The organism is Frateuria flava, assembly GCF_017837635.1.
In the GTDB taxonomy this organism is placed as follows: domain Bacteria; phylum Pseudomonadota; class Gammaproteobacteria; order Xanthomonadales; family Rhodanobacteraceae; genus Frateuria_A; species Frateuria_A flava.
The window spans coordinates 65,785-84,512 of record NZ_JAGJRS010000019.1; the positions used below are offsets into that span (position 1 = coordinate 65,785).

At 68.1% G+C, this 18,728-nt stretch carries 13 protein-coding genes; 7 read left to right on the forward strand and 6 right to left on the reverse strand.

Features of this window, described 5'->3' with window-relative positions:
- Positions 1-258: 258 nt before the first annotated feature.
- The 6 genes from J7I44_RS09985 to gshB all read right to left on the reverse strand — a co-directional run bounded on the left by J7I44_RS09985 (position 259) and on the right by gshB (position 6,061).
- Positions 259-2,034, reverse strand: coding sequence for a hypothetical protein (locus J7I44_RS09985; protein ID WP_209619752.1), 1,776 nt, complete (start codon positions 2,032-2,034; stop codon positions 259-261).
- A gap of 95 nt (positions 2,035-2,129) precedes the next feature.
- The gene (locus J7I44_RS09990) at positions 2,130-3,056 is read right to left on the reverse strand and encodes an aspartate carbamoyltransferase catalytic subunit (RefSeq protein ID WP_209619755.1); all 927 of its coding nucleotides are present in this window, start codon (positions 3,054-3,056) and stop codon (positions 2,130-2,132) included.
- A gap of 54 nt (positions 3,057-3,110) precedes the next feature.
- Positions 3,111-3,542 carry a Holliday junction resolvase RuvX gene (ruvX, locus tag J7I44_RS09995; protein WP_209619758.1) on the reverse strand — a complete coding sequence of 144 codons (432 nt, stop codon included), beginning with the start codon at positions 3,540-3,542 and terminating at the stop codon, positions 3,111-3,113.
- A gap of 37 nt (positions 3,543-3,579) precedes the next feature.
- Positions 3,580-4,152 (reverse strand): YqgE/AlgH family protein, encoded by a 573-nt coding sequence (locus tag J7I44_RS10000; protein WP_209619761.1) that lies wholly within the window; start codon positions 4,150-4,152, stop codon positions 3,580-3,582.
- 83 nt (positions 4,153-4,235) lie between these two features.
- On the reverse strand, positions 4,236-5,102 hold the full coding sequence (locus J7I44_RS10005; RefSeq protein WP_209619764.1) for a TonB family protein: 867 nt from the start codon (positions 5,100-5,102) through the stop codon (positions 4,236-4,238).
- Positions 5,099-6,061, reverse strand: a complete 963-nt coding sequence (gene gshB, locus J7I44_RS10010; RefSeq protein WP_209619768.1) for a glutathione synthase — start codon at positions 6,059-6,061, stop codon at positions 5,099-5,101. Before gshB ends, J7I44_RS10005 begins: the two co-directional genes overlap by 4 nt.
- A 378-nt stretch (positions 6,062-6,439) precedes the next feature.
- Here gshB and pilG point away from each other — a divergent pair, with 378 nt between their 5' ends.
- The 7 genes from pilG (at position 6,440) to J7I44_RS10045 (ending at position 18,393) form a co-directional block, all read left to right on the forward strand.
- Positions 6,440-6,796 (forward strand): twitching motility response regulator PilG, encoded by a 357-nt coding sequence (pilG, locus tag J7I44_RS10015; RefSeq protein WP_209620096.1) that lies wholly within the window; start codon positions 6,440-6,442, stop codon positions 6,794-6,796.
- A 36-nt stretch (positions 6,797-6,832) separates the two neighbouring features.
- Positions 6,833-7,204, forward strand: coding sequence for a response regulator (locus J7I44_RS10020; protein ID WP_209619771.1), 372 nt, complete (start codon positions 6,833-6,835; stop codon positions 7,202-7,204).
- Positions 7,201-7,746: a chemotaxis protein CheW gene (locus tag J7I44_RS10025; protein ID WP_209619775.1), complete on the forward strand. Its 546-nt coding sequence runs from the start codon at positions 7,201-7,203 to the stop codon at positions 7,744-7,746. The genes J7I44_RS10020 and J7I44_RS10025 overlap by 4 nt, the downstream gene beginning before the upstream one ends.
- A 118-nt stretch (positions 7,747-7,864) precedes the next feature.
- Positions 7,865-9,895: a methyl-accepting chemotaxis protein gene (locus tag J7I44_RS10030; protein WP_209619778.1), complete on the forward strand. Its 2,031-nt coding sequence runs from the start codon at positions 7,865-7,867 to the stop codon at positions 9,893-9,895.
- Between the two features lie 77 nt (positions 9,896-9,972).
- Entirely contained in the window at positions 9,973-16,116 is a 6,144-nt protein-coding gene (locus tag J7I44_RS10035) for an Hpt domain-containing protein (protein WP_209619781.1), read from the forward strand.
- Positions 16,109-17,905, forward strand: a complete 1,797-nt coding sequence (locus J7I44_RS10040; RefSeq protein ID WP_209619784.1) for a chemotaxis protein CheB — start codon at positions 16,109-16,111, stop codon at positions 17,903-17,905. The genes J7I44_RS10035 and J7I44_RS10040 overlap by 8 nt, the downstream gene beginning before the upstream one ends.
- Positions 17,902-18,393 carry a chemotaxis protein CheW gene (locus tag J7I44_RS10045; RefSeq protein ID WP_209619786.1) on the forward strand — a complete coding sequence of 164 codons (492 nt, stop codon included), beginning with the start codon at positions 17,902-17,904 and terminating at the stop codon, positions 18,391-18,393. Before J7I44_RS10040 ends, J7I44_RS10045 begins: the two co-directional genes overlap by 4 nt.
- Positions 18,394-18,728: the final 335 nt, after the last annotated feature.

The window sequence follows — 18,728 nt, forward strand, 5'->3', positions numbered from 1 at the left end:
CGGGTGACTGTCGCTAAACGATGCATTTGCACCGCGGGAGTCATGGCAACAGGGCCACCGTGAACGGGTTGTGCGTCGGATACTTTGCCGTTCAGTGGCAATTACCGTTGTGAACGGCTGGCTGAAAGGAAGGTTCGGGCGGCGCGAAAAGACGGTGAGCCGCCCGTTGTGCACCTGCTTGGCGCGCGCGCCTGCCGTAGGCCGAAAAGCAAGCGGGGCGCCCTGGAGGCGCCCCGCATGCAAACCCTCGGTACCGCCTTACTTGAGCGTGGTCTGGCTGGTGATCGTCAGGCCATGATCGTCGACGTGTGCGTCAGCATCGATCGACTCGATGCGCGCGGCCTGCGCACGCATGGCGTCGAACTGCGCCTTGGTGCGCGCCTCGGCGGCGGCCTTGTCCACCTGGTCTTCAGTGCTGGCCGCGTCATCCTTGCCCAGCGCCGCGGCAGCGGATGCCAGGCTGTCGGCCTTCTGCTGCATCAGGGTGACCCAGTCCAGGTACATCTGGCCGCTCAGGTGCATGCGCAGCATCTGTCCGGCGTTGCCGATCGGCGCCTTGAGCGCGTCGGCCAGTTTGCCGTCCTCGCCCGCGCCGATGCCCAACCCCAGGCTCTTGGGGCCCATCGCCAGCCAGGCCGGCTGGCCGACCATGTTGGCGAGGGCCGGCGGCAGTGCCGCCGGCTTGCCATCGGCGGTGAGCTTCAGCTGCGCCAGGGCCGGGGTCATCATCTGACCCATCGCCAGCAGGCCAGCGGGGTTGCTGGTGCCGAGCACCAGTCGGCCGGTGAACTGCGGCATGGCGTTGGCCTGGCCCGGCGCGAAGCTGTCCAGTGACAGGCCAAGGCCCAGCAGGTCGCCGAACGGCGGGATGGCCGCTTTCTGCATGTTCTGGCCGAGCTTGGCGAACGTGTCGTTGAGGTCGGTCAGTGCGGGGCAGGTGAACGGCTTGGCCGCCACCGCATCGGCCTGCGCGCTCCAGAACGTGCGCACCTGCGCCACCGGCAGGCCGAGGAAAAACTCGAACGGCGACGTGGCTTGCATGGCGCCGAGCCCGGGCAGGTCGACCTTCAGCCCGCCGAAGGCCTGGGTGATGTCGCTGGCCAGCGAGACGTCCCAGCGCATGTCCTGATGCTTGGCCTCCAGCCGGGTGTAGCCGAAGCTCAGCTCCGGCACGCGGCTGGCGATGCGCGTGGCGTCGGCTTCGCAACTGGGCGGAATCTGCAGCTGGTTGGAAACCGGCTCGCCGGTCTTGGCCGACTCGGCCTGTGCGCGTGCCCTGAGCAAGGCGTTGAACAGCGGGTCCTTGCCACTGGCGGCGAGCGGCAGGGCGCGGGTCAGGTCGAGCTCGCCCACGGCCCATTTCTCGTAGCCCTTGGTCTTGGCCAGCTTGGCCAGACGGCCTTCGTCCTGCAGGTTCTTGGACGGGCGATCCAGGCCCAGCGCCTGGCGCAGCAGCGGCTGAGACGCATCGGCCGGCAGGATCGCGGCCACCGCCTGCTTGCCGACCACGGCCAGGATCAGCTGGGTGCCCGTGGCGGCCGAGACGTGGCGCCGGTAGCTCTGCTTGTCCAGATTGGCGACGTCGAGCTTCTTGCCATAGGCGGCTTCCAGTCGGCCCACGAAAGCCTCGAACGCGTCGGAATCGCTGAGCTGGAAGCGCAGCACCGGCGCCAGGCCCAGGCCGTAGAGCGCGGAGTAGCCCTTGAGATCCAGGCCGGCGCCCTGCGCGAACGTTTCGACCGACTTGCCGTCCAGCTCCTTGGCGAAGGCGCGCAGCAGGTTGGCGGTGTCCGGGTCCTTGGCCGCCATCTCGTCCGCGGCGGCACGAAGCTGGGTCACCTCGGCCGGCATCTGCGCATCGGCCTGGGCGAGCAGGGCGGCGCGGGTGTTGTCGTCGAGCACGTCAAGGTTGGCCACCACGTAGGGCGTGTCCGCCGGCACGAAGGCCAGCGGAGCGTCCTTGTCCTTGTGTCCACATGCCGCCAGCAACAGGCCGGCCAAAGCCAGCGCGAGGGTGCGCTTCGTCGATCGCATGATTCGGTTCCCTGAAAAAAGAAGAAAGGCGCGGCCATTATGCCGCGCCCCCGGGGTGGACCGCCTGTGCCTGCCGTCGGGGTACCGACGCCCGATCAGCGGGCGAGCAGCTCGCCCAGCACGGCCATGCGCACGAACACGCCGTTGCCGACCTGTTCGAGGATCTTCGACTGCGCGCCGTCGGCCACGTCCGAGGCGATTTCCACGCCACGGTTGATCGGGCCCGGGTGCATGACCAGGCACCCCTTGGCGGCGAGCGCCAGGCGGCGGGTGTCCAGGCCGTAACGGGCGAAGTAGGCCGCCTCGTCGGGAAGCTCGGTGGCGCTCATGCGCTCCTTCTGCAGGCGCAGCATGATCGCCACATCGGCGCCGGCGATCGCCTCGTCGAAATCCTGGACGAACACGCAGCGGGGAAATTCCTCCTGCGAGGGCATCAACGGCGCAGGGCCGCACAGGCGGATCTCGCGCACACCCATGGCGGTAAGCGCATGCACGTCCGAGCGCGCCACGCGCGAGTGCTTGATGTCGCCGCAAATCACTACCGCCAGGTTCTCGAAGTCCGGGCGGTGCTCGCGGATGGTCATCACGTCGAGCAGGCCCTGGGTGGGATGGGCGCGGTTGCCGTCGCCGGCGTTGACCACCGACACGCCGCTCATCGCGTGGCGCACCAGTTCCTCGGGCGTACCGGAAACCTTGTGCCGGACCACGATGGCATCCAGGTGCATTGCCTCGAGCGTATGCAACGTATCGAACAGTTCCTCGCCCTTGGCGGTCGAGGAGAAGCCGATGTCGAAGTTGATCACGTCGGCGCCCAGCCGGCGCGCGGCCAGTTCGAACGAGGTGCGCGTGCGGGTGGACGGCTCGAAGAACAGGTTGAGCACGGTCCGCCCGTTGAGCAGGTCCAGCTTGCGGGTGCCATGGGCGCAGGCGTCGCGCATCGACAGGGCGCGGTCGAGCAGGCGCTCGATGCAGGCGCGGGGCAGGTTTTCGAGCGTGGTCAGGTGGCGCAGGCGGGTGCTCATGGCGTGCGGTTCGAAAGCGCGGGAAGGAATGAACATGCGATGGCCTGGCTCAAGCTAGTGGGAGGCGGAGGCGGCGGCAAGCCAGCGTTCGAGGATCACCGCGGCGGCTTCCGCGTCGATATTGGCCGCGTCGCTGCGGCGCTTCGTGCCGGCGGCGCGCGCTTGCGCGAAGCGCTGTGCGGCTTCCTGCGAGCTGTGCTGTTCGTCCACCAGCGCGACCGGCGCCTGGTAGCGCTCGCGCAGGTGTTCGGCGAAACGGCGGGCAAGCCGGGTGGCCGGCTGGACGGTGCCATCGAGCGCCAGCGGCAGGCCGACGACCAGCGTGTCCGGCTGCCATTGCTTGTGCAGGTCATCCAGCTGCTGCCAGTCCGGGCCGCTGTCGCGGACCGGGACCACGGCCAGGGCACGGGCGCTTGCGGTGATGGTGTTGCCGACGGCCACGCCGATGAGTTTGCTGCCGACGTCGAAACCCAGCACGCAACTCATGCGCGGCGGTCCATGCCGTCGACCGCCCGCCAGGCGTTCACGCGTGGCCTGCGTAGCCGGGAAGTTGCAGCGGATCGACGCCGACCAGGCCGGCAGCGGCGCTCCAGCGCTCCTCCAGCGGGGTGTGGAACATCACCCGCTCGTTCGCCTCGGCGGTGAGCCAGCTGTTGTCCTTCAGCTCCTGCTCCAGCTGGCCGGCGCTCCAGCCGGCGTAGCCCAGCGCCATCAGCGCGTCGTGGGGGCCCTCGCCGGCCGCCATGGCGACCAGGATGTCGCGCGAGGTGGTCACCGACCATTCGTCGTTGATGCGATAGCTCGATTCCCAGTGCCCGTGCTCGCGGTGCAGCACGAAGCCGCGTTCCTGCTGCACCGGGCCGCCAATCAGCACCGGCCGATCGGCCAGCTCCAGGTCGCTGCAATCGAGCTTGAGTTGTGCCAGCACGTCGCCGAGCCGGTATTCGGAAAGCCGGTTGACCAGCAGGCCCACCGCGCCGTCCTCGTCGTGCTGGCACAGGAAGGCCACGCTGCGCGAAAACGGCGGTTCGGCCAGGCTGGGCATGGCGATCAGGAAATGTCCGGCGAGAGTCTGCGGGTTGGGGACGGCGCTCATGCGGCCATTGTAGTGCGGAGGCGGACGTTCGTTGTAACGCGTCCGATGTGAAGCGCCCGCGTTGGGCGGCCGACACCGACGCCTCAGCGATGGCGCAGCGTGTCGTCCGCGCCGAACTCCCACACCCGGTCGATGTAGAGAATGGTCGTGCCCTGCTTGTCCTGCGGCCACGGGGGGAACGGTGCCGACAGATGCACGATGCGCTTGGCCGCCTCGTCCAGCACCGGAGAGCCGGAGCTCCGGATGATCTGGATTTCCGCGATGCTGCCATCGCGGTTGAGGCCCACGTTGACCTCGAGGTCGCCATGGATGTGCTGACGCCTGGCCTCGTCGGGATAGTTGAGGTTGCCGACGCGCTCGACGCGCTTGAACCAGCCGTGCAGATAAGCCGCGTACATGCCTTCGGCGGTGTTGGCGGAGAGGAATTTCTTTACCGGGCGCTTGGCGTAGCGCTTGACCTTGCGGTCCCGCTCGGCGGTCAGCCGGGCCGCTTCCTGCCGGAGCTGCTCGAGGTCGGAAGGTGGCTGGTCGTTTTCCGGCCGGGCCTTGCTGGCCGTGTCGCTCGCCACCTTGTGCCGGCTGTTGCCGATGGTGGTCACCAGACGGTCCGGCGTGGCCTCCTGGGCCTGCAAGTGCTGCTCCTGCCGGGGCACGGGGGCGACGCCGTTGCCCGGCACCGGCAGCAGGCCCGACAGCCGCTCGGTCGGACGCCCGACCTCGTCGCTGTTGCCGCCGCCACGGTTGTTGGCCTGGGCCAGGAAGTCGGCCTGATCCGGCGCCTCGCGGTTGGCCACGTCGACCAGGGTCACGTCCAGCGTCGGCAGGCTCGGTGTCGGCTTGACGAAATGAAAGGTCAGGCCGAGCACCAGCACGCCGTGCAGCAACAAGGAAAACAGGAAGGTCGCCCCGATCGGATCCGGGGTGTCGGGGCGGCGGACGGTGGCACTCACGCGGGGGCGTTCTCGATCGCGTCGAACAGCAGTCCGGCGATATTAAGCCCGAACTGCGCGTCCAGTTCGCGCACACACGTCGGGGATGTGACGTTGATCTCGGTGAGGTAGTCGCCGATCACGTCCAGCCCCACGAAACGCAGCCCGCGGCGGCGCAATTCAGGCCCCACCTGTGCCGCGATCCAGCGGTCGCGCTCGCTCAGCGGCACGCCCTCGCCGCGTCCCCCGGCGGCCAGGTTGCCGCGGAACTCGTCGCCCTGCGGGATGCGCGCCAGCGCGTACGGCACCGGTTCGCCATCGACGAGCAGCACGCGCTTGTCGCCAGCGCTGATCTGCGGGATGAATTTCTGGGCGACCGTGAACTGGCGGCCCTCGCCGTGGGAATCACCGCCCACCAGCGTTTCGAGCATCGAGTTGAGGTTGGGGTCGCCCGCCTTGACGCGGAAGATGCCGCGTCCGCCCATCCCGTCCAGCGGCTTGAGCACCACTTCGCCGTGCTCGGCGACGAAACGGCGCAGCTCCGCCGGGTCGCGCGCCACCAGGGTGGGGGCCATGCACTGCGGGAAATGCAGGGCAAAGACCTTCTCGTTGCAGTCGCGCAGCGAGCGTGGGTCATTGACCACCTGCACGCCGTCGCGTTGCGCCGCCTCGAGCACCATGGTGTCGTAGATGAACTGGGCATCGACCGGCGGGTCCTTGCGCATCAGTACCACATCGATTCCGCGCAGCTCGCGCCACTGCGCCTGGCCCAGCTCGTACCAGCCGGCCGGGTCGTCGCGCACCGACAGCGGGGCCAGGCGCGCGTGGGCGACGCCATCGCGCAGCGCCAGATCTCCCTGCTCCATGTAGAACAGCGCGTGTCCGCGGCGCTGGGCCTCCAGCAGCATGGCGAACGTGGTGTCTTTGGCAATCTTGATGGCCCGGATGGGATCCATCAGCACGGCGACCGAAAGCGGCATGAAACATGCTCCGTGGCAGGGGAGTGCGCAGCCGGGGATGTGCAAGTGGCGTGCGCGGCAGGTCGAGATGGTGGCCGAGGGGGCGCAAAGCGGCAAGTTCTGACGCGCTCGCTCAAGAACTGACGTGATTGCCGATACGACCCTTAGCCGGCGCCACGCCTTGATTTTTGCTTGACGCCGCTTGTGACAGGCGGTAAACAGCAACGCAATGAGTGCGTTGCCGGCAATCGGAACGCAACCACAGAAAAAGTTGCGGTTTTTTTTGCACACTGGTCGGCATCCGTCCGGCCCGTGTGCCTTACCTGAGCCTCGGGCGGGCACCAGGGGGGTTGAGTGAACTTGAATACGAGCGACAACGGCTTGTCCGGTCTGAAAGTCATGGTGATCGATGACTCCAAGACCATCCGGCGAACGGCCGAAACCTTGCTCAAGAAGGAAGGTTGCGAGGTGCTCACGGCGGTCGATGGCTTCGAGGCGCTGGCGAAGATCTCCGACCAGAAGCCGGCGATCATCTTCGTCGACATCATGATGCCGCGCCTGGACGGCTACCAGACCTGCGCGCTGATCAAGAACAACCCGCAGTTCCGCGCCACGCCGGTGATCATGCTGAGTTCCAAGGACGGCCTCTTCGACAAGGCTCGCGGCCGCATCGTCGGCGCCGAGCAGTACCTGACCAAGCCGTTCACCCGCGACGAACTGCTTGGGGCCATCCATCGTCACGTCAGCACGGTCTGAAAAACCACTGACTGCAGCGTCTTATAGGGGAGACCTGTGGCAAAGATTCTCATCATCGACGACTCACCGACCGACGTGCGCGTGTTCACCACGCTGCTCGAGAAGGCCGGCTACGCGGTCGCCGCCGTCAGTACCGCCGAGGAAGGCATCGAGCGCGTCCGCGCCGAGCTGCCGGACCTGGTCATCATGGACGTCATCATGCCCGGCATGAACGGCTTCCAGGCCACCCGCACGCTCACGCGCGACCCGGTCACCTCGAACGTGCCGATCGTGATGATCACCACCAAGTCGATGGAAACCGATCGCGTCTGGGGCCTGCGCCAGGGCGCGCGCGCGTTCATCACCAAGCCGGTCAACGAGAGAGAATTGCTGACCTGCATCAACGACCTGTTGCCGAGCGCGGCATGAGCGAGAGCGCCAACCTCACGCCGTTCGAGATCCTTGCCCGCTACGAGCGCCTTTCGCTGGCGCACGCGCAGGACGTGCAGGACCGGATGGAAGCACCGGGCCTGTGGCGCGGCATCGGTTACCGCGTCGGTTCGCGGCTGTTCGTCAGTGCGATCGACGAGATCAACGAGTTGCTGGCGGTGCCCGTGCTGACCCCGGTGCCGCTGACCCAGCCCTGGCTGATGGGCGTGGCGAACGTGCGCGGCAACCTGGTGCCGGTGATCGATTTCAACCGCTTCCTGTTCGGTGAGCGCACCCAGCCGACCGAGCGCACGCGCCTGCTGATCGTGCGCCAGGGCGGCGGCAGCGTCGCGCTGATGGTCGACGAGGTGTTCGGCCAGCGTACGGTGGACGAGGAGCAGCGCCGGGAGTCCATTTCCGAGGACGATCCGCGCCTGACCCGCTTCGTCGGCGAACGGGTGGCCGTGGGCGAACAGCGGTTGGGCGTGTTCAGCATGAACCGGCTCGTGCGCGCGCCGGATTTCCGCCAGGCCGCGGCCTGAACGGAGCGAAATGTAGGGCCGGTGCCGCGCGTGGCCGGATACCAGGGGCGAGAGGTCCCGCAGGCGCAGCGCAGTCGAGCGTAGCCGAAGCGGGATGGAAGACGGACGAGGTGTAACGATGAGCACTACAGGGGGCATCGGCAAGGAACGGGGCTATACGGGCCTCATCGTCCTGCTGCTGATCGCGATCGGTTTCGCGGCGCTGGACTTCTTCATGCTGAACCAGAAGAACGGCGAGGACCGCCAGGCCAGCGCGCTGACCACGCAGATCCAGGTGCTGTCGCAGCAGACCGCCAAGTACGCCCTCGAGGCCGCCGACGGCAACGTCGACTCCTTCAAGGAACTGGAGAGCACCCGCAACGCGATCGACGCGGCGGTGCAGAAGCTGGCCAAGGGCGACCCCAAGGGCGGCATGGAAGCGTACGGCGACAACAACGCCACGCCGGCCGGTCGCAGCGTGACCGCGCTGGTCAACGCCTGGGGCCAGCTCGACGGCGACATCAAGAAGATCCTGTCCAACAAGGCGGTCGTGCTCGATTCGGCCCAGCGCGCCGACAAACTGTCCCAGCAGATGCCGCTGCTCAACTCGAGCATGGACCAGGTCACCAACATCCTGCAGCAGCGCAACGGCAGTGCCGAGCAGATGCTCGGTTCCTCGCGCCAGATGCTGCTGGCCGACCGCATGGTCCGTCGCGTGCAGGAGGTGCTGCAGGGCGGTGATTCCGCGCAGGCCGCGGCTGACGGCCTCGCACGCGATGCGCAGCTGTACGGCACCGTTCTCAAGGGCCTGACCGACGGCAACCCCGATGCCGGCGTCAAGGCGATGGGGGACGCCAACGCGCGCAAGATCCTCACCGACATGCAAGGCAACTGGGAGGCGCTGGCCGAGCCGATCGCCAAGCTGGTGTCCGCCGCGGCCCCGATCGCCGACGTGAAGAACGCCGGTAATCAGGCGTCCCTGGATTCGCAGAACGTGCTGCTGCGCGCCAACGAGCTGTCGGACCAGATCGGCAAGCTGCCGTACCGCCGTCTGTTCCCGAACGTCTGGTGGGGCGTGCTGGGCGCCGCCGGCGCGGTGGCCTTCGCGCTGCTGCTGGTGGTGACCCTGGTGCGCGACCAGCGCAAGCGCTTCCAGGATTCGACCGAGCTCAACCAGCGCAACCAGGAGGCGATCATGCGCCTGCTGGACGAGATGGGCTCGCTCGCGGAAGGTGACCTGACGGTCAAGACCACGGTGTCGGAGGACATCACCGGCGCGATCGCCGACTCGGTGAACTACGCCATCGACGAGCTGCGCACCCTGGTGACCACGATCAACGAGACCTCCGAGCAAGTGTCCTCCTCGGCGCAGGAAACCCAGACCACCGCGCGCCACCTGGCCGACGCGGCGCAGAGCCAGGCCGCGCGAATCAGCACGGCGACCTCGGCGATCAACCAGATCGCGAGCCTCATGGACAACGTGTCCAAGGACTCGGCCGAATCGGCCGATGTGGCCGAACGCTCGGTGCAGATCGCCTCGCGCGGCGCCGAAGTGGTGCGCGAGACCATCTCCGGCATGGACTCGATCCGCGACCAGATCCAGGAAACCTCCAAGCGCATCAAGCGTCTGGGCGAGTCCTCGCAGGAAATCGGCTCGATCGTGGAACTGATCAACGACATCGCCGAGCAGACCAACATCCTGGCCTTGAACGCAGCCATCCAGGCGGCCTCGGCCGGTGAGGCGGGCCGCGGTTTCGCGGTGGTCGCGGACGAAGTGCAGCGCCTGGCGGAACGCTCCGCCAGCGCGACCAAGCGAATCGAAACGCTGGTGCAGACCATTCAGTCCGATACCAACGAAGCGGTCAGCTCGATGGAACAGACCACCTCCGAGGTGGTCGCCGGTGCCCGCCTGGCCGAGGACGCCGGCAGCGCGCTGGGCGACATCGAACGCGTCTCGCACGATCTGTCGGCGCTGATTCAGAACATCTCCACCGCGGCGCGTCAGCAGTCCGCGGCGGCGACCGACATTTCGCAGTCGATGAACGCGATCCAGGAAATCACTTCGCAGACGTCGCAGGGCGCGAGCCAGACGGCCGACTCGATCGGCTACCTGGCGCAGCTGGCGAGCGACCTGCGGCGCTCGGTGGCGCACTTCAAGCTGCCGGGTTGATCAACGTTTACCGACAGAGGGCAACCTCGAACGGTTGTGCGATGCGTGCGTAGCGCGCAGCCGCTCAAGAGGGGCGCATGAGACTTCAAGACCACATCGATTTCACCACCCTGCAGTGGGTCAAGCCGGAGCTCGACGAGACTCTGGCACGGGCCCGCGAGGCGCTGGAGTCCTACGTAGAGAACCCCGGCAAGCGCGAGGTCATGCGCGCGTGCGTGGACCATCTGCATCAGGTGCAAGGCACCCTGCGCATGGTCGAGCTCTATGGCGCGGCCATGGTCGCCGAGGAGATGGAAACCCTAGCCATCTGCCTGATGGAAGACCACATCCGCCAGCGCGATGACGCCTTCGGCGCGCTGATGCGCGGCCTGATGCAGCTGCCCGATTACCTGGAACGGCTCTCGGGCGGCCACCGCGACGTGCCGGTGGTGTTGCTTCCGCTGCTCAACGACCTGCGCGCCAGTCGTGACCAGCAGGCCCTGTCCGAGGCGGCGCTGTTCAGCCCGAACCTGGAGCAGGCACTGCCGGTGCAGGCGCCCGGCGCGCAGGGCGAGGTCGATGTTGCTGCCCAGCGCAGCGCGATCACCACGCTGCGCCTGCGCTTCCAGCAGCAGTTGCTGGCCTGGTTCCGCGGCCAGAACGCGCCGCAGCAACTGGTCGGCATGCGCGAGACGTTGATGGGCATCGCCGGCCGTTGCTGGACCGTGCCCGGTCGCCGCCTGTGGTGGATCGCCGCCGGCGTGCTGGAGGGCCTGGAGCAGGGCATGCTCAAGAGCCATGCTGCCGAGATCCGCCAGTTGATCGGCAAGGTCGACCGCAATATCCGCCAGCTCATCGAACAGGGCGAGGCCAGCCTGCGCGGCGGTGACGCCGACGAACTGGCCAGCAAACTGCTTTACATCGTGGCGCAGGCCCGCCAGGCCAGCCCACAGATGGCGCAGCTGAAGCAGACCTACCGCCTGGATAGCCTGCTGCCCGACGCCGCCGAGCTGGAACACGCACGCGGCTCGATGGCCGGCCACAACCGCGCCCTGCTCGATTCGGTGTCCAAGGCACTGAAGGAAGACCTGCTGCGCGTGAAGGAAGCGCTCGATCTCTTCCTGCGCCAGAGCGATGGCGACCCGGCGCAACTTGCTGCGCAGGGCGAAGTGCTCGAACGCGTGGGCGATACCCTCGGCATGCTGGCGCTGGCCGTGCCGCGCCGCGTGGTCAACGAGCAGCGCCGCGTGCTGGAAGAAATCGTGCACAAGGTGCGCGCGCCGGAAGAGGGCGTGCTGCTGGACGTCGCCGGCGCATTGCTCTACGTCGAATCGTCATTGGACGACCACATCGAAAGCCTGGGCGCCGACGACAGCCTGGCCGATGAGATATTGCCGGTGGAAGGCGCGGCGGTCCCTGCGTTGCCGCGCAGCGAGGCGCGCAGCATTCTCGCCTCGCTGATGCAGGAGGCCATCGCCAACGCCGCCAAGGTGAAGGACGCGATCGTCGCCTTCGTCGAGGCCGGCTGGGATCATGCCCAGTTGCACGGCACCCCGGCGTTGATGGACGAAGTGGCAGGCGCCATGCGCATGTTGTCCGCGCCGCGCCCGTCCGAGCTGGCCGAAGGCATCGGTCGTTTCATCGGCAACGAAATGCTGGTCGACCGGCGCGTCCCGAGCAGCGCGCAGATGGACCATCTGGCCGATGCCCTGGCCGCGCTGGAGTACTACCTGGAAGCCGCGCGCGAGCATCGTGGCGGGCTTGAGCACATCCTGGACGTGGCCGAGCATAGCCTGGGCTCGCTCGGCTACTGGCCGTTGCCCACCGCACGCGCTGCGGTGGCCTACGAGGAGCCCGCGCCGGTCGCCACCGCCGAAACGCCGTCCGAGCCGTCGCTGTCCGAACCGGTCAGCCTGGCCGACGGTCACGGCCTCGACGATCTGATGGTCGGCAGCAGCGAGCCGCTGCAGCCCAGCGCGCACGAGCTGGCCGGCCTGCGCCTGGCGCAGACCGAGCCGCTCACCGCCTCGCCGATGGCTGGCGGGGAGGACGACTGGATCGAGATCGAGGAAGAAATCGTCGAGGAAGTGCCGGTCGCCGACGCGCTGGCGGGCAATGCCGGTTTCCAGCTGGGTACCGAGGGTATCGACGACGATATCCGCGAGATCTTCCTGGAAGAAATGCAGGAGGAGATCGACAACCTGCGCGCCGCCGAACAGGCCTGGCTGGCCGATCCGGCGCAGCTGGCCGCGATCACCCCGATTCGCCGTTCCTTCCATACGCTCAAGGGCTCCGGTCGTCTCGTGGGCGCCAGCGTGCTCGGCGAGTTCGCGTGGAAGGTCGAGAACATGCTCAACCGCGTGCTGGATGCCACCATCCAGCCGCACGAGGGCGTGCAGGCGGTAGTCAGTGCCGCCATCGGCGCATTGCCGCAGTTGCTTGCCGCGCTAAAGGGCGAAGGCACGCCGACCGCCCCGCTGGCCGCGATCATGGCGACGGCCGAGCGGCTGGCCGCGGGCGAAATGGCGCAGATCAGCGACCATGCGTCCTCCGCCACGGAAACCGTGCGTCGTGTGGTGCGCCGCCGCGTGCCGCGTCTGGATGCAGCTGCCGACACCGTGCCGGTCGCCGCCCACACCGACCAGACCGCAGCCGTCGATGTCCCGCACGAGCCGGTCGAATCGGTCGAGTCGATCGCGCTGCCCGTGATGCCGCCGGTCGACCCGGTGTTGCTGGAGATCCTGCGCAGCGAAGTAGCACAATACCTGCAGGCGATCCGTGGCGCGCTGGCTCGCGCCGATGGCGAACTGCGCATCGACGATGCCCTGCTGCGCGCGGTGCATACGTTGCATGGCGCCATCGCCATGGTGGACATCCCGCTGCTCACGCAGTTGCTGTCCCCGCTGGAAAGCCTGCTCAAGCGCCTGCGCGCGGCCAGCCAGCCGCTGTCCGAGGAAGGCACCCGCCTGCTCGCACAGTCGGCCGACGTGGTCGACCACGTGATGGCGCAGTTCGACGCGGCCGAACCGCAGCTGCCGTCCGTCGACGCGCTTACCGCCCGCCTGATCGAGCTTCGCGACAGCCAGCCGGAACCGAAGGTCGCGCACGTGCTGTTCGACCCGCACGCCGAAGACCTGGCGACCGAGCTGCCGGACGATGCCGTCGCTGCCGCGCTCGATGCCGGCCTCGGCGATGCGCTCGGTGAACAGGCGGCTGCCGATGCTTCCACTGAAACGGGCGATCACGAAGAACACGATGCGTACGCCGGCGAGTTGCTGGCCGCGCTCGATGCGTTCGACCTGGAAACCGCCGAAGCGGCCGGCGAAGGCCTGTCGGTCGACACCGGCCAGGTCGAGGACGAACAGAGTCTCGCCGCGTTGCTGGACAGTCTGTTGAACGAACCGGCCGACGGTCCGTCGACGACGCCGGTCGCGGAAGTCACCGCGGACGACAGCGAAGCCGGGCTGGACGACGTCCCGGGGCTGGCGCTGGAAGACGAGGTGCAAGGGCCTGAGCTTGAGGTTTCCAGCGATGCCGGCGCGGACCGGGACGCCAGCCCGATGCTGTCCGAGCAGGCGGATTTCCCGCACGAGTTCGTCGATGTCGGCGATGCCGTGGCTCAGACGGAAGTCGACGAGAGCATGGCATCGCCCTCGTCGGGAATCATCGAAGAAGAGGTGGCTGCGCAGGCCGAGCCGGAGGCTGTCGAGGTTCCGCAGATCGAGGCAGCGGAGGCACCGCTGACGATCGAGGCTACCGAGGCGCCGCACGCTGTCGACGCCGGCGAAGACGTCGACAAAGAAACAGCCGACGCAGCGTTCGTGCCGTTCGTGCCACTCGCCATCGACACTGCGCCGGCGCAGCCCTGGGTCGGTCAGATCGATCCGGACCTGCTGGAAATCTTCACCGAAGAGGCGAACGAGCTGCTCGACCACGCCGATGGCCTGCTGGCCGAGTGGCGCGCCGAACCGAGCGAGACATCGCACGCCACGGGCCTGCAGCGCGACCTGCACACCCTCAAGGGCGGTGCACGCATCGCCGGGTTGGTGCCGGTGGGCGACCTGACCCATGCCATCGAGACGCTGCTGGAGAAGCCGGTTGCCGAGCGCGACACGGCGCAGCTGATCGGCGCCCTGGAAGTCAGCTTCGACGCGCTGCATTCGCTGGTCAAGCGCGTTTCGCAGAGCCAACCGATCGAGTATCCGCAGGCGCTCATCGATCGTCTGCTGGCCTTGGCTGGCCATGATGCCCTGTCCGACGAAGGGCATGACACCGTGTCCGCGCACGGCGCGGCGACCTCGGCGAGGCTGCCGGCGGCACCGCTGCCGGAGTTGCTGCCCGAGCTGTTGCCCGAGCGGGAGGAAGAAGAGGTTCGCTCCACCCAGGAGCAGATTCGCGTCCGTGCGGAATTGCTCGACAACCTGGTAAACCATGCTGGCGAGGTCGCGATCTACCGCTCGCGCCTGGAGCAGCAGGTCGCTGGTTACCGCTTCAACCTGGTCGAGCTGGACCAGACCGTGCAGCGTCTGCGCAGCCAGCTGCGCATGCTCGAAATCGAGACCGAAGCGCAGATCATCGCGCGCTTCCAGCGCGAGCATCGCGAGGCGGGCATCGGCGTGTTCGATCCGCTCGAGCTCGATCGCTTCTCGCAGCTGCAGCAGTACTCGCGTGCGCTGGCCGAGTCGGTGTCCGACCTTGTCTCGATCCAGAACATGCTGGACGAGCTCACCCGCCAGTCCGAGACCCTGCTGATCCAGCAGTCGCGCGTAAGCGCCGAACTGCAGGACGGCCTGCTGCGTACCCGCATGCTGCCGTTCGACACCATGGTGCCGAACCTGCGCCGGACGCTGCGTCAGGCCGCGCAGGAAGAAGGCAAGAGCGCCCAGTTGTACGTCGAGGGCGCCCACGGCGAAATGGACCGCAATCTGCTCGACCGCATCAAGGCGCCGTTCGAGCACATGCTGCGCAACGCCATCGCGCACGGCATCGAGTCACCGGCCGACCGTCGCAAGGCGGGCAAGCCGACCGAAGGCGCGGTGCGCATCCGTGTCGCCCGCGAGGCCACCGAAGTGGTGGTGCGCGTCAGCGACGACGGCCGTGGCCTCGACCGCGAGGCGATCCGCGCCCGTGCGATCGAGCGTGGCCTGCTGCGTGCCGACTCGCGCCCCAGCGACGACCAGTTGCTCAGCCTGATCACCCAGACCGGCTTCTCCACCGCCAGCCACGTGACCCAGCTCGCCGGCCGCGGCGTGGGTATGGACGTGGTGGCCAACGAGATCAAGCAGCTGGGCGGTTCGCTGGCCATCGAATCGCAGCAGGGCCAGGGCACGACCTTCATCCTGCGCCTGCCGTTCACCCTCGCGGTGACCCAGGCCATCGTGGTGCGCATCGGCGAGGCGACCTTCGCCATCCCGATGACCTCGGTGCAGGGCGTGGCCCGGATCAGCCCGGACGACCTGGGCGCGCGCCTGGGCGAGGCCAATCCGACGTTCGACTACAACGGCGATGCCTACAGCATCCACGATCTGGCCGATCTGCTGGGCCTGCAGCCCAACCCGGTGATCGAGGAAGAGCAGCTCCCGCTGCTGCTCACCCGCGCCGGCGACCTGCGCGCGGCGATCCGCATCGACGCGGTGATCGGCTCGCGCGAGATCGTGGTCAAGTCGGTCGGCCCGCAGGTCAGTTCGGTGCCGGGCGTGCTCGGCGCGACCATCATGGGCGACGGCTCGGTGCTGATCATTCTCGACCTGCCGCCACTGGTCCGCCACGGCATCGCCCGTCGCGAACAGCGCCTGGCCGACGGCCTGAGCGCGGTCGCCTCGCCGCTGATCGAGGAACAGCGCGCCAAGCCGCTGGTGATGGTGGTCGACGATTCGATCACCATGCGCAAGGTCACCGGCCGCGTGCTGGAGCGCCACGACTACGAGGTGTTCACCGCGAAGGACGGCGTCGACGCGCTGGAGAAACTGCACGACCGCGTGCCGGACATGATGCTGCTCGACATCGAGATGCCGCGCATGGATGGCTACGAGCTGGCCACGCAAATGAAGGCGGATCCGCGCCTGCGCGACGTGCCGATCATCATGATCACCTCGCGCACCGGCGACAAACACCGCCAGCGTGCCTTCGACATCGGTGTCGACCGCTACCTCGGCAAGCCCTACCAGGAAGCCGAGCTGCTTGCGCAGATCGCCGAAGTGCTGGAGCAGCGCGCGATGGCAGTGGAGGCGATCCATGGCTGAGGCGGTACCGGCGGTCGCGCTGCTGTTCGACGACGCGGGCCTGGGTGAGCAATTGCGCAGCGCCTTGCAGGAACGCGGAGCGCGGATCGTGCACGAGGGGCCGTTGAACGGCCTGAGTCGCGAACTGCTGTCCTCGGTCGATGCGGACGTACTGGTGGTCAACCTCGATGACGAGGACGACAGCGCGCTGGATCGCCTCGACGACACCCTGGAAGGTGATCGCCCTCGCGTGGTCTTCAACGATGCCCAGGCCAGTCGTCGGCTGGAGGGCTGGGACCGTGCGCGCTGGGCGCGCCACTTGGCGATGAAGGTGCTGGCAATCGGTGACGCCGATCCGCCGCGCCCGCCGGCACCGGCCGAGGTTGCCGATGAGCACGCCACCGCCATGCCCGTGGCCGAACCCGTGCCCGCGGACGCCATGCAGGAGCTCGGCGACGCTCCGCAGGACGAGGAGGCGCGCCAGGCGGCCGTCTCCGAAACGCTCGCCGCCGAGCTGGAAGCCTTGCTTGCTTCCGACGCGCCCGCGGACGATGCCGACGATTTTGGTACGGGCCTCAATTACGCCGCCGGGGAAGGCGCGCCGTTGCACGATGGCGACTTTGGCGCATCCCTGCACGTGCAGGCCGAAGCCGACGATCAGGACGCCGCCGGTACGGTGGCCGCGGTAGCCGAAGCGATCGAAGATCCGCGTCCGCTGGCCGCCTTGGAGCTGTCGGCAATCGACGAAGATCCGGCCCCCGCCATCGAGGGCGGCGCCAGTACCCGGACGGAGACGGCGCCACGCGCCACCTTCGAGCTGGATCACCTGGAGCTTGCGCCGATCGGCGATGACGTGGCTCCCGCCGCGGCACGCGCGGTAGCCGACCCAGTGGTCGCGGCGCGTGTTTCCGACAGTTGGACCCTGCTTGACGGCGATGACCCCGCGCCCGCCACGGCTGCTCCCGTCGAGCAGCCGGCACCGGCCGAGTTCGGCATCGAAAAGGTCAGCGCCGTCGACTACCTCGCACCCGGCGATGACGTCGCCGGGCAGGCGGACCCGGCCGAGTTCGGCATCGAGAAGGTCAGTGCGGCCGATTACCTTGCGCCCGACGCCGAGGACGGCGCTTCCCCCGTCCTTCCGGGCCTCAGCCTGGAGCTGGTTTCCCTTGAAGAGGCCATCGCTCCGCAGGACTTCGCCTCGGCGCACGAAATGGTGCTCGAAGCGCCGGCCACCGCGCTGCGTCGGCTGGTAGTGCTGGGCGCCACCACTGAAAGCACGGCGTCGGTTGGCGAGTTCCTGGCGACCCTGCCCGCCGGTTTGCGTACCACCGTGCTGCATACCCAGCATCTGGCGGGGCGTCCGGCGGATGGCCTGGTCGAGTATTTCGCTTCGCAGTGCGCGCTGCCGGTGCGCCTCGCCGAAGCGGGTGTACGGGCCAGCGTGGGCGAGGTCATTGTGGTGCCCTCGGATCGCCAGGTGACGCTGCGGCGCGACGGTGCGATCGAGTTGCAACCGATCGAGGCGGGCGCCGGTCATGCGCCGTCGATCGACGTGAGCCTGACGCAGGCCGCCGAGGCCTTCGGCCGGGACGTGATCGCCATCGTGTTCGCCGGCCGGTCCACCGATGCGGTGGCCGGCTGCCAGGCGGTGCACGACCGTGGCGGCCAGGTCTGGGTCGAGGCCAGCGGTGGCCAGCACGTGTCTGATATGGTCAGCGGCGTGCTGGCCGAGAATCTGTCCCATCATGCCGGCACGCCCCGCGAACTGGCGGCGCGCCTGGCAGAGTTCATTTCGGAAGGTCAGCCATGAGCGAACAACCCCTGCCGCGCGAAATCCGCTGCGTCCTCGTGCCGGTGGGCCAGCTGCGCCTGTTGCTGCCCAATGCGACCGTGGCCGAAGTGATCACCCTGCCGACGCCCGAGCCGGTCGAGGGCGCCCCCGAGTGGCTGCTTGGCCGCATCGCCTGGCGCGGCTGGCGCGTGCCGCTGGTCTCCTTCACCAAGCTCGCCGGCGCGCCCGAGGGCGATGCCGACCTGGCGGTCCGCGTGGCCGTGCTCAAGGCCCTGGGCAACAACGCCAGGCTGCCCTTCATCGCGGTGGTGACCCAGGGCTTCCCCCGCCTGACCACGCTCAACGCCGAGCTCATCATTCCTACGCACGATGGCGCGCCCTTGCCGTCCGGCGTAAAGGCGCAGGTGCTGGTGCGCGATGACATCGCGGTCATCCCGGACCTGGAAGGCATCGAGGCGGAACTGGCCGCGTTGCTCGGCCTCGACGAGCAAGCCGGCGCGGCCTGAGAACCGCGCGATCAAGCACGACGGCGCCGCCACTGCTGGCTGGCGTGACCGCATCGGGCTTTGGTCGATCGCTCTTGCGGATGAATCCGGTAGGAACAACAGACAAAGCACCCTATGCGGGAAGCATGATCGCGAGCCCCGACCCCTCACCCCAACCCTCTCCCCGGAGGGGAGAGGGAGCCAAATGCGGCCCTTGCGCACGCCAGCCAGCAAGCCTCTTGCCTCAGCTCCCGAGCGCCCGCGGCAAACAGCTCCTCTGAGAGCAAGCGACCCACCCGACAAGGCGCACAGGCGGCTGGCCTTTTAATCCCCCGGTGCCTGGCTAACCATTTCTT

Coding starts and splice junctions, on each gene's coding strand:
- J7I44_RS10030 (WP_209619778.1), top strand. CDS start 7,865: ATGAGCACTACAGGGGGCATCGGCAAGGAACGGGGCTATACGGGCCTC.
- J7I44_RS09985 (WP_209619752.1), bottom strand. CDS start 2,034: ATGCGATCGACGAAGCGCACCCTCGCGCTGGCTTTGGCCGGCCTGTTG.
- gshB (WP_209619768.1), bottom strand. CDS start 6,061: ATGCCGCTTTCGGTCGCCGTGCTGATGGATCCCATCCGGGCCATCAAG.
- J7I44_RS09990 (WP_209619755.1), bottom strand. CDS start 3,056: ATGAGCACCCGCCTGCGCCACCTGACCACGCTCGAAAACCTGCCCCGC.
- J7I44_RS10025 (WP_209619775.1), top strand. CDS start 7,201: ATGAGCGAGAGCGCCAACCTCACGCCGTTCGAGATCCTTGCCCGCTAC.
- pilG (WP_209620096.1), top strand. CDS start 6,440: ATGGTGATCGATGACTCCAAGACCATCCGGCGAACGGCCGAAACCTTG.
- J7I44_RS10045 (WP_209619786.1), top strand. CDS start 17,902: ATGAGCGAACAACCCCTGCCGCGCGAAATCCGCTGCGTCCTCGTGCCG.
- J7I44_RS10035 (WP_209619781.1), top strand. CDS start 9,973: ATGAGACTTCAAGACCACATCGATTTCACCACCCTGCAGTGGGTCAAG.
- J7I44_RS10040 (WP_209619784.1), top strand. CDS start 16,109: ATGGCTGAGGCGGTACCGGCGGTCGCGCTGCTGTTCGACGACGCGGGC.
- ruvX (WP_209619758.1), bottom strand. CDS start 3,542: ATGAGTTGCGTGCTGGGTTTCGACGTCGGCAGCAAACTCATCGGCGTG.
- J7I44_RS10000 (WP_209619761.1), bottom strand. CDS start 4,152: ATGAGCGCCGTCCCCAACCCGCAGACTCTCGCCGGACATTTCCTGATC.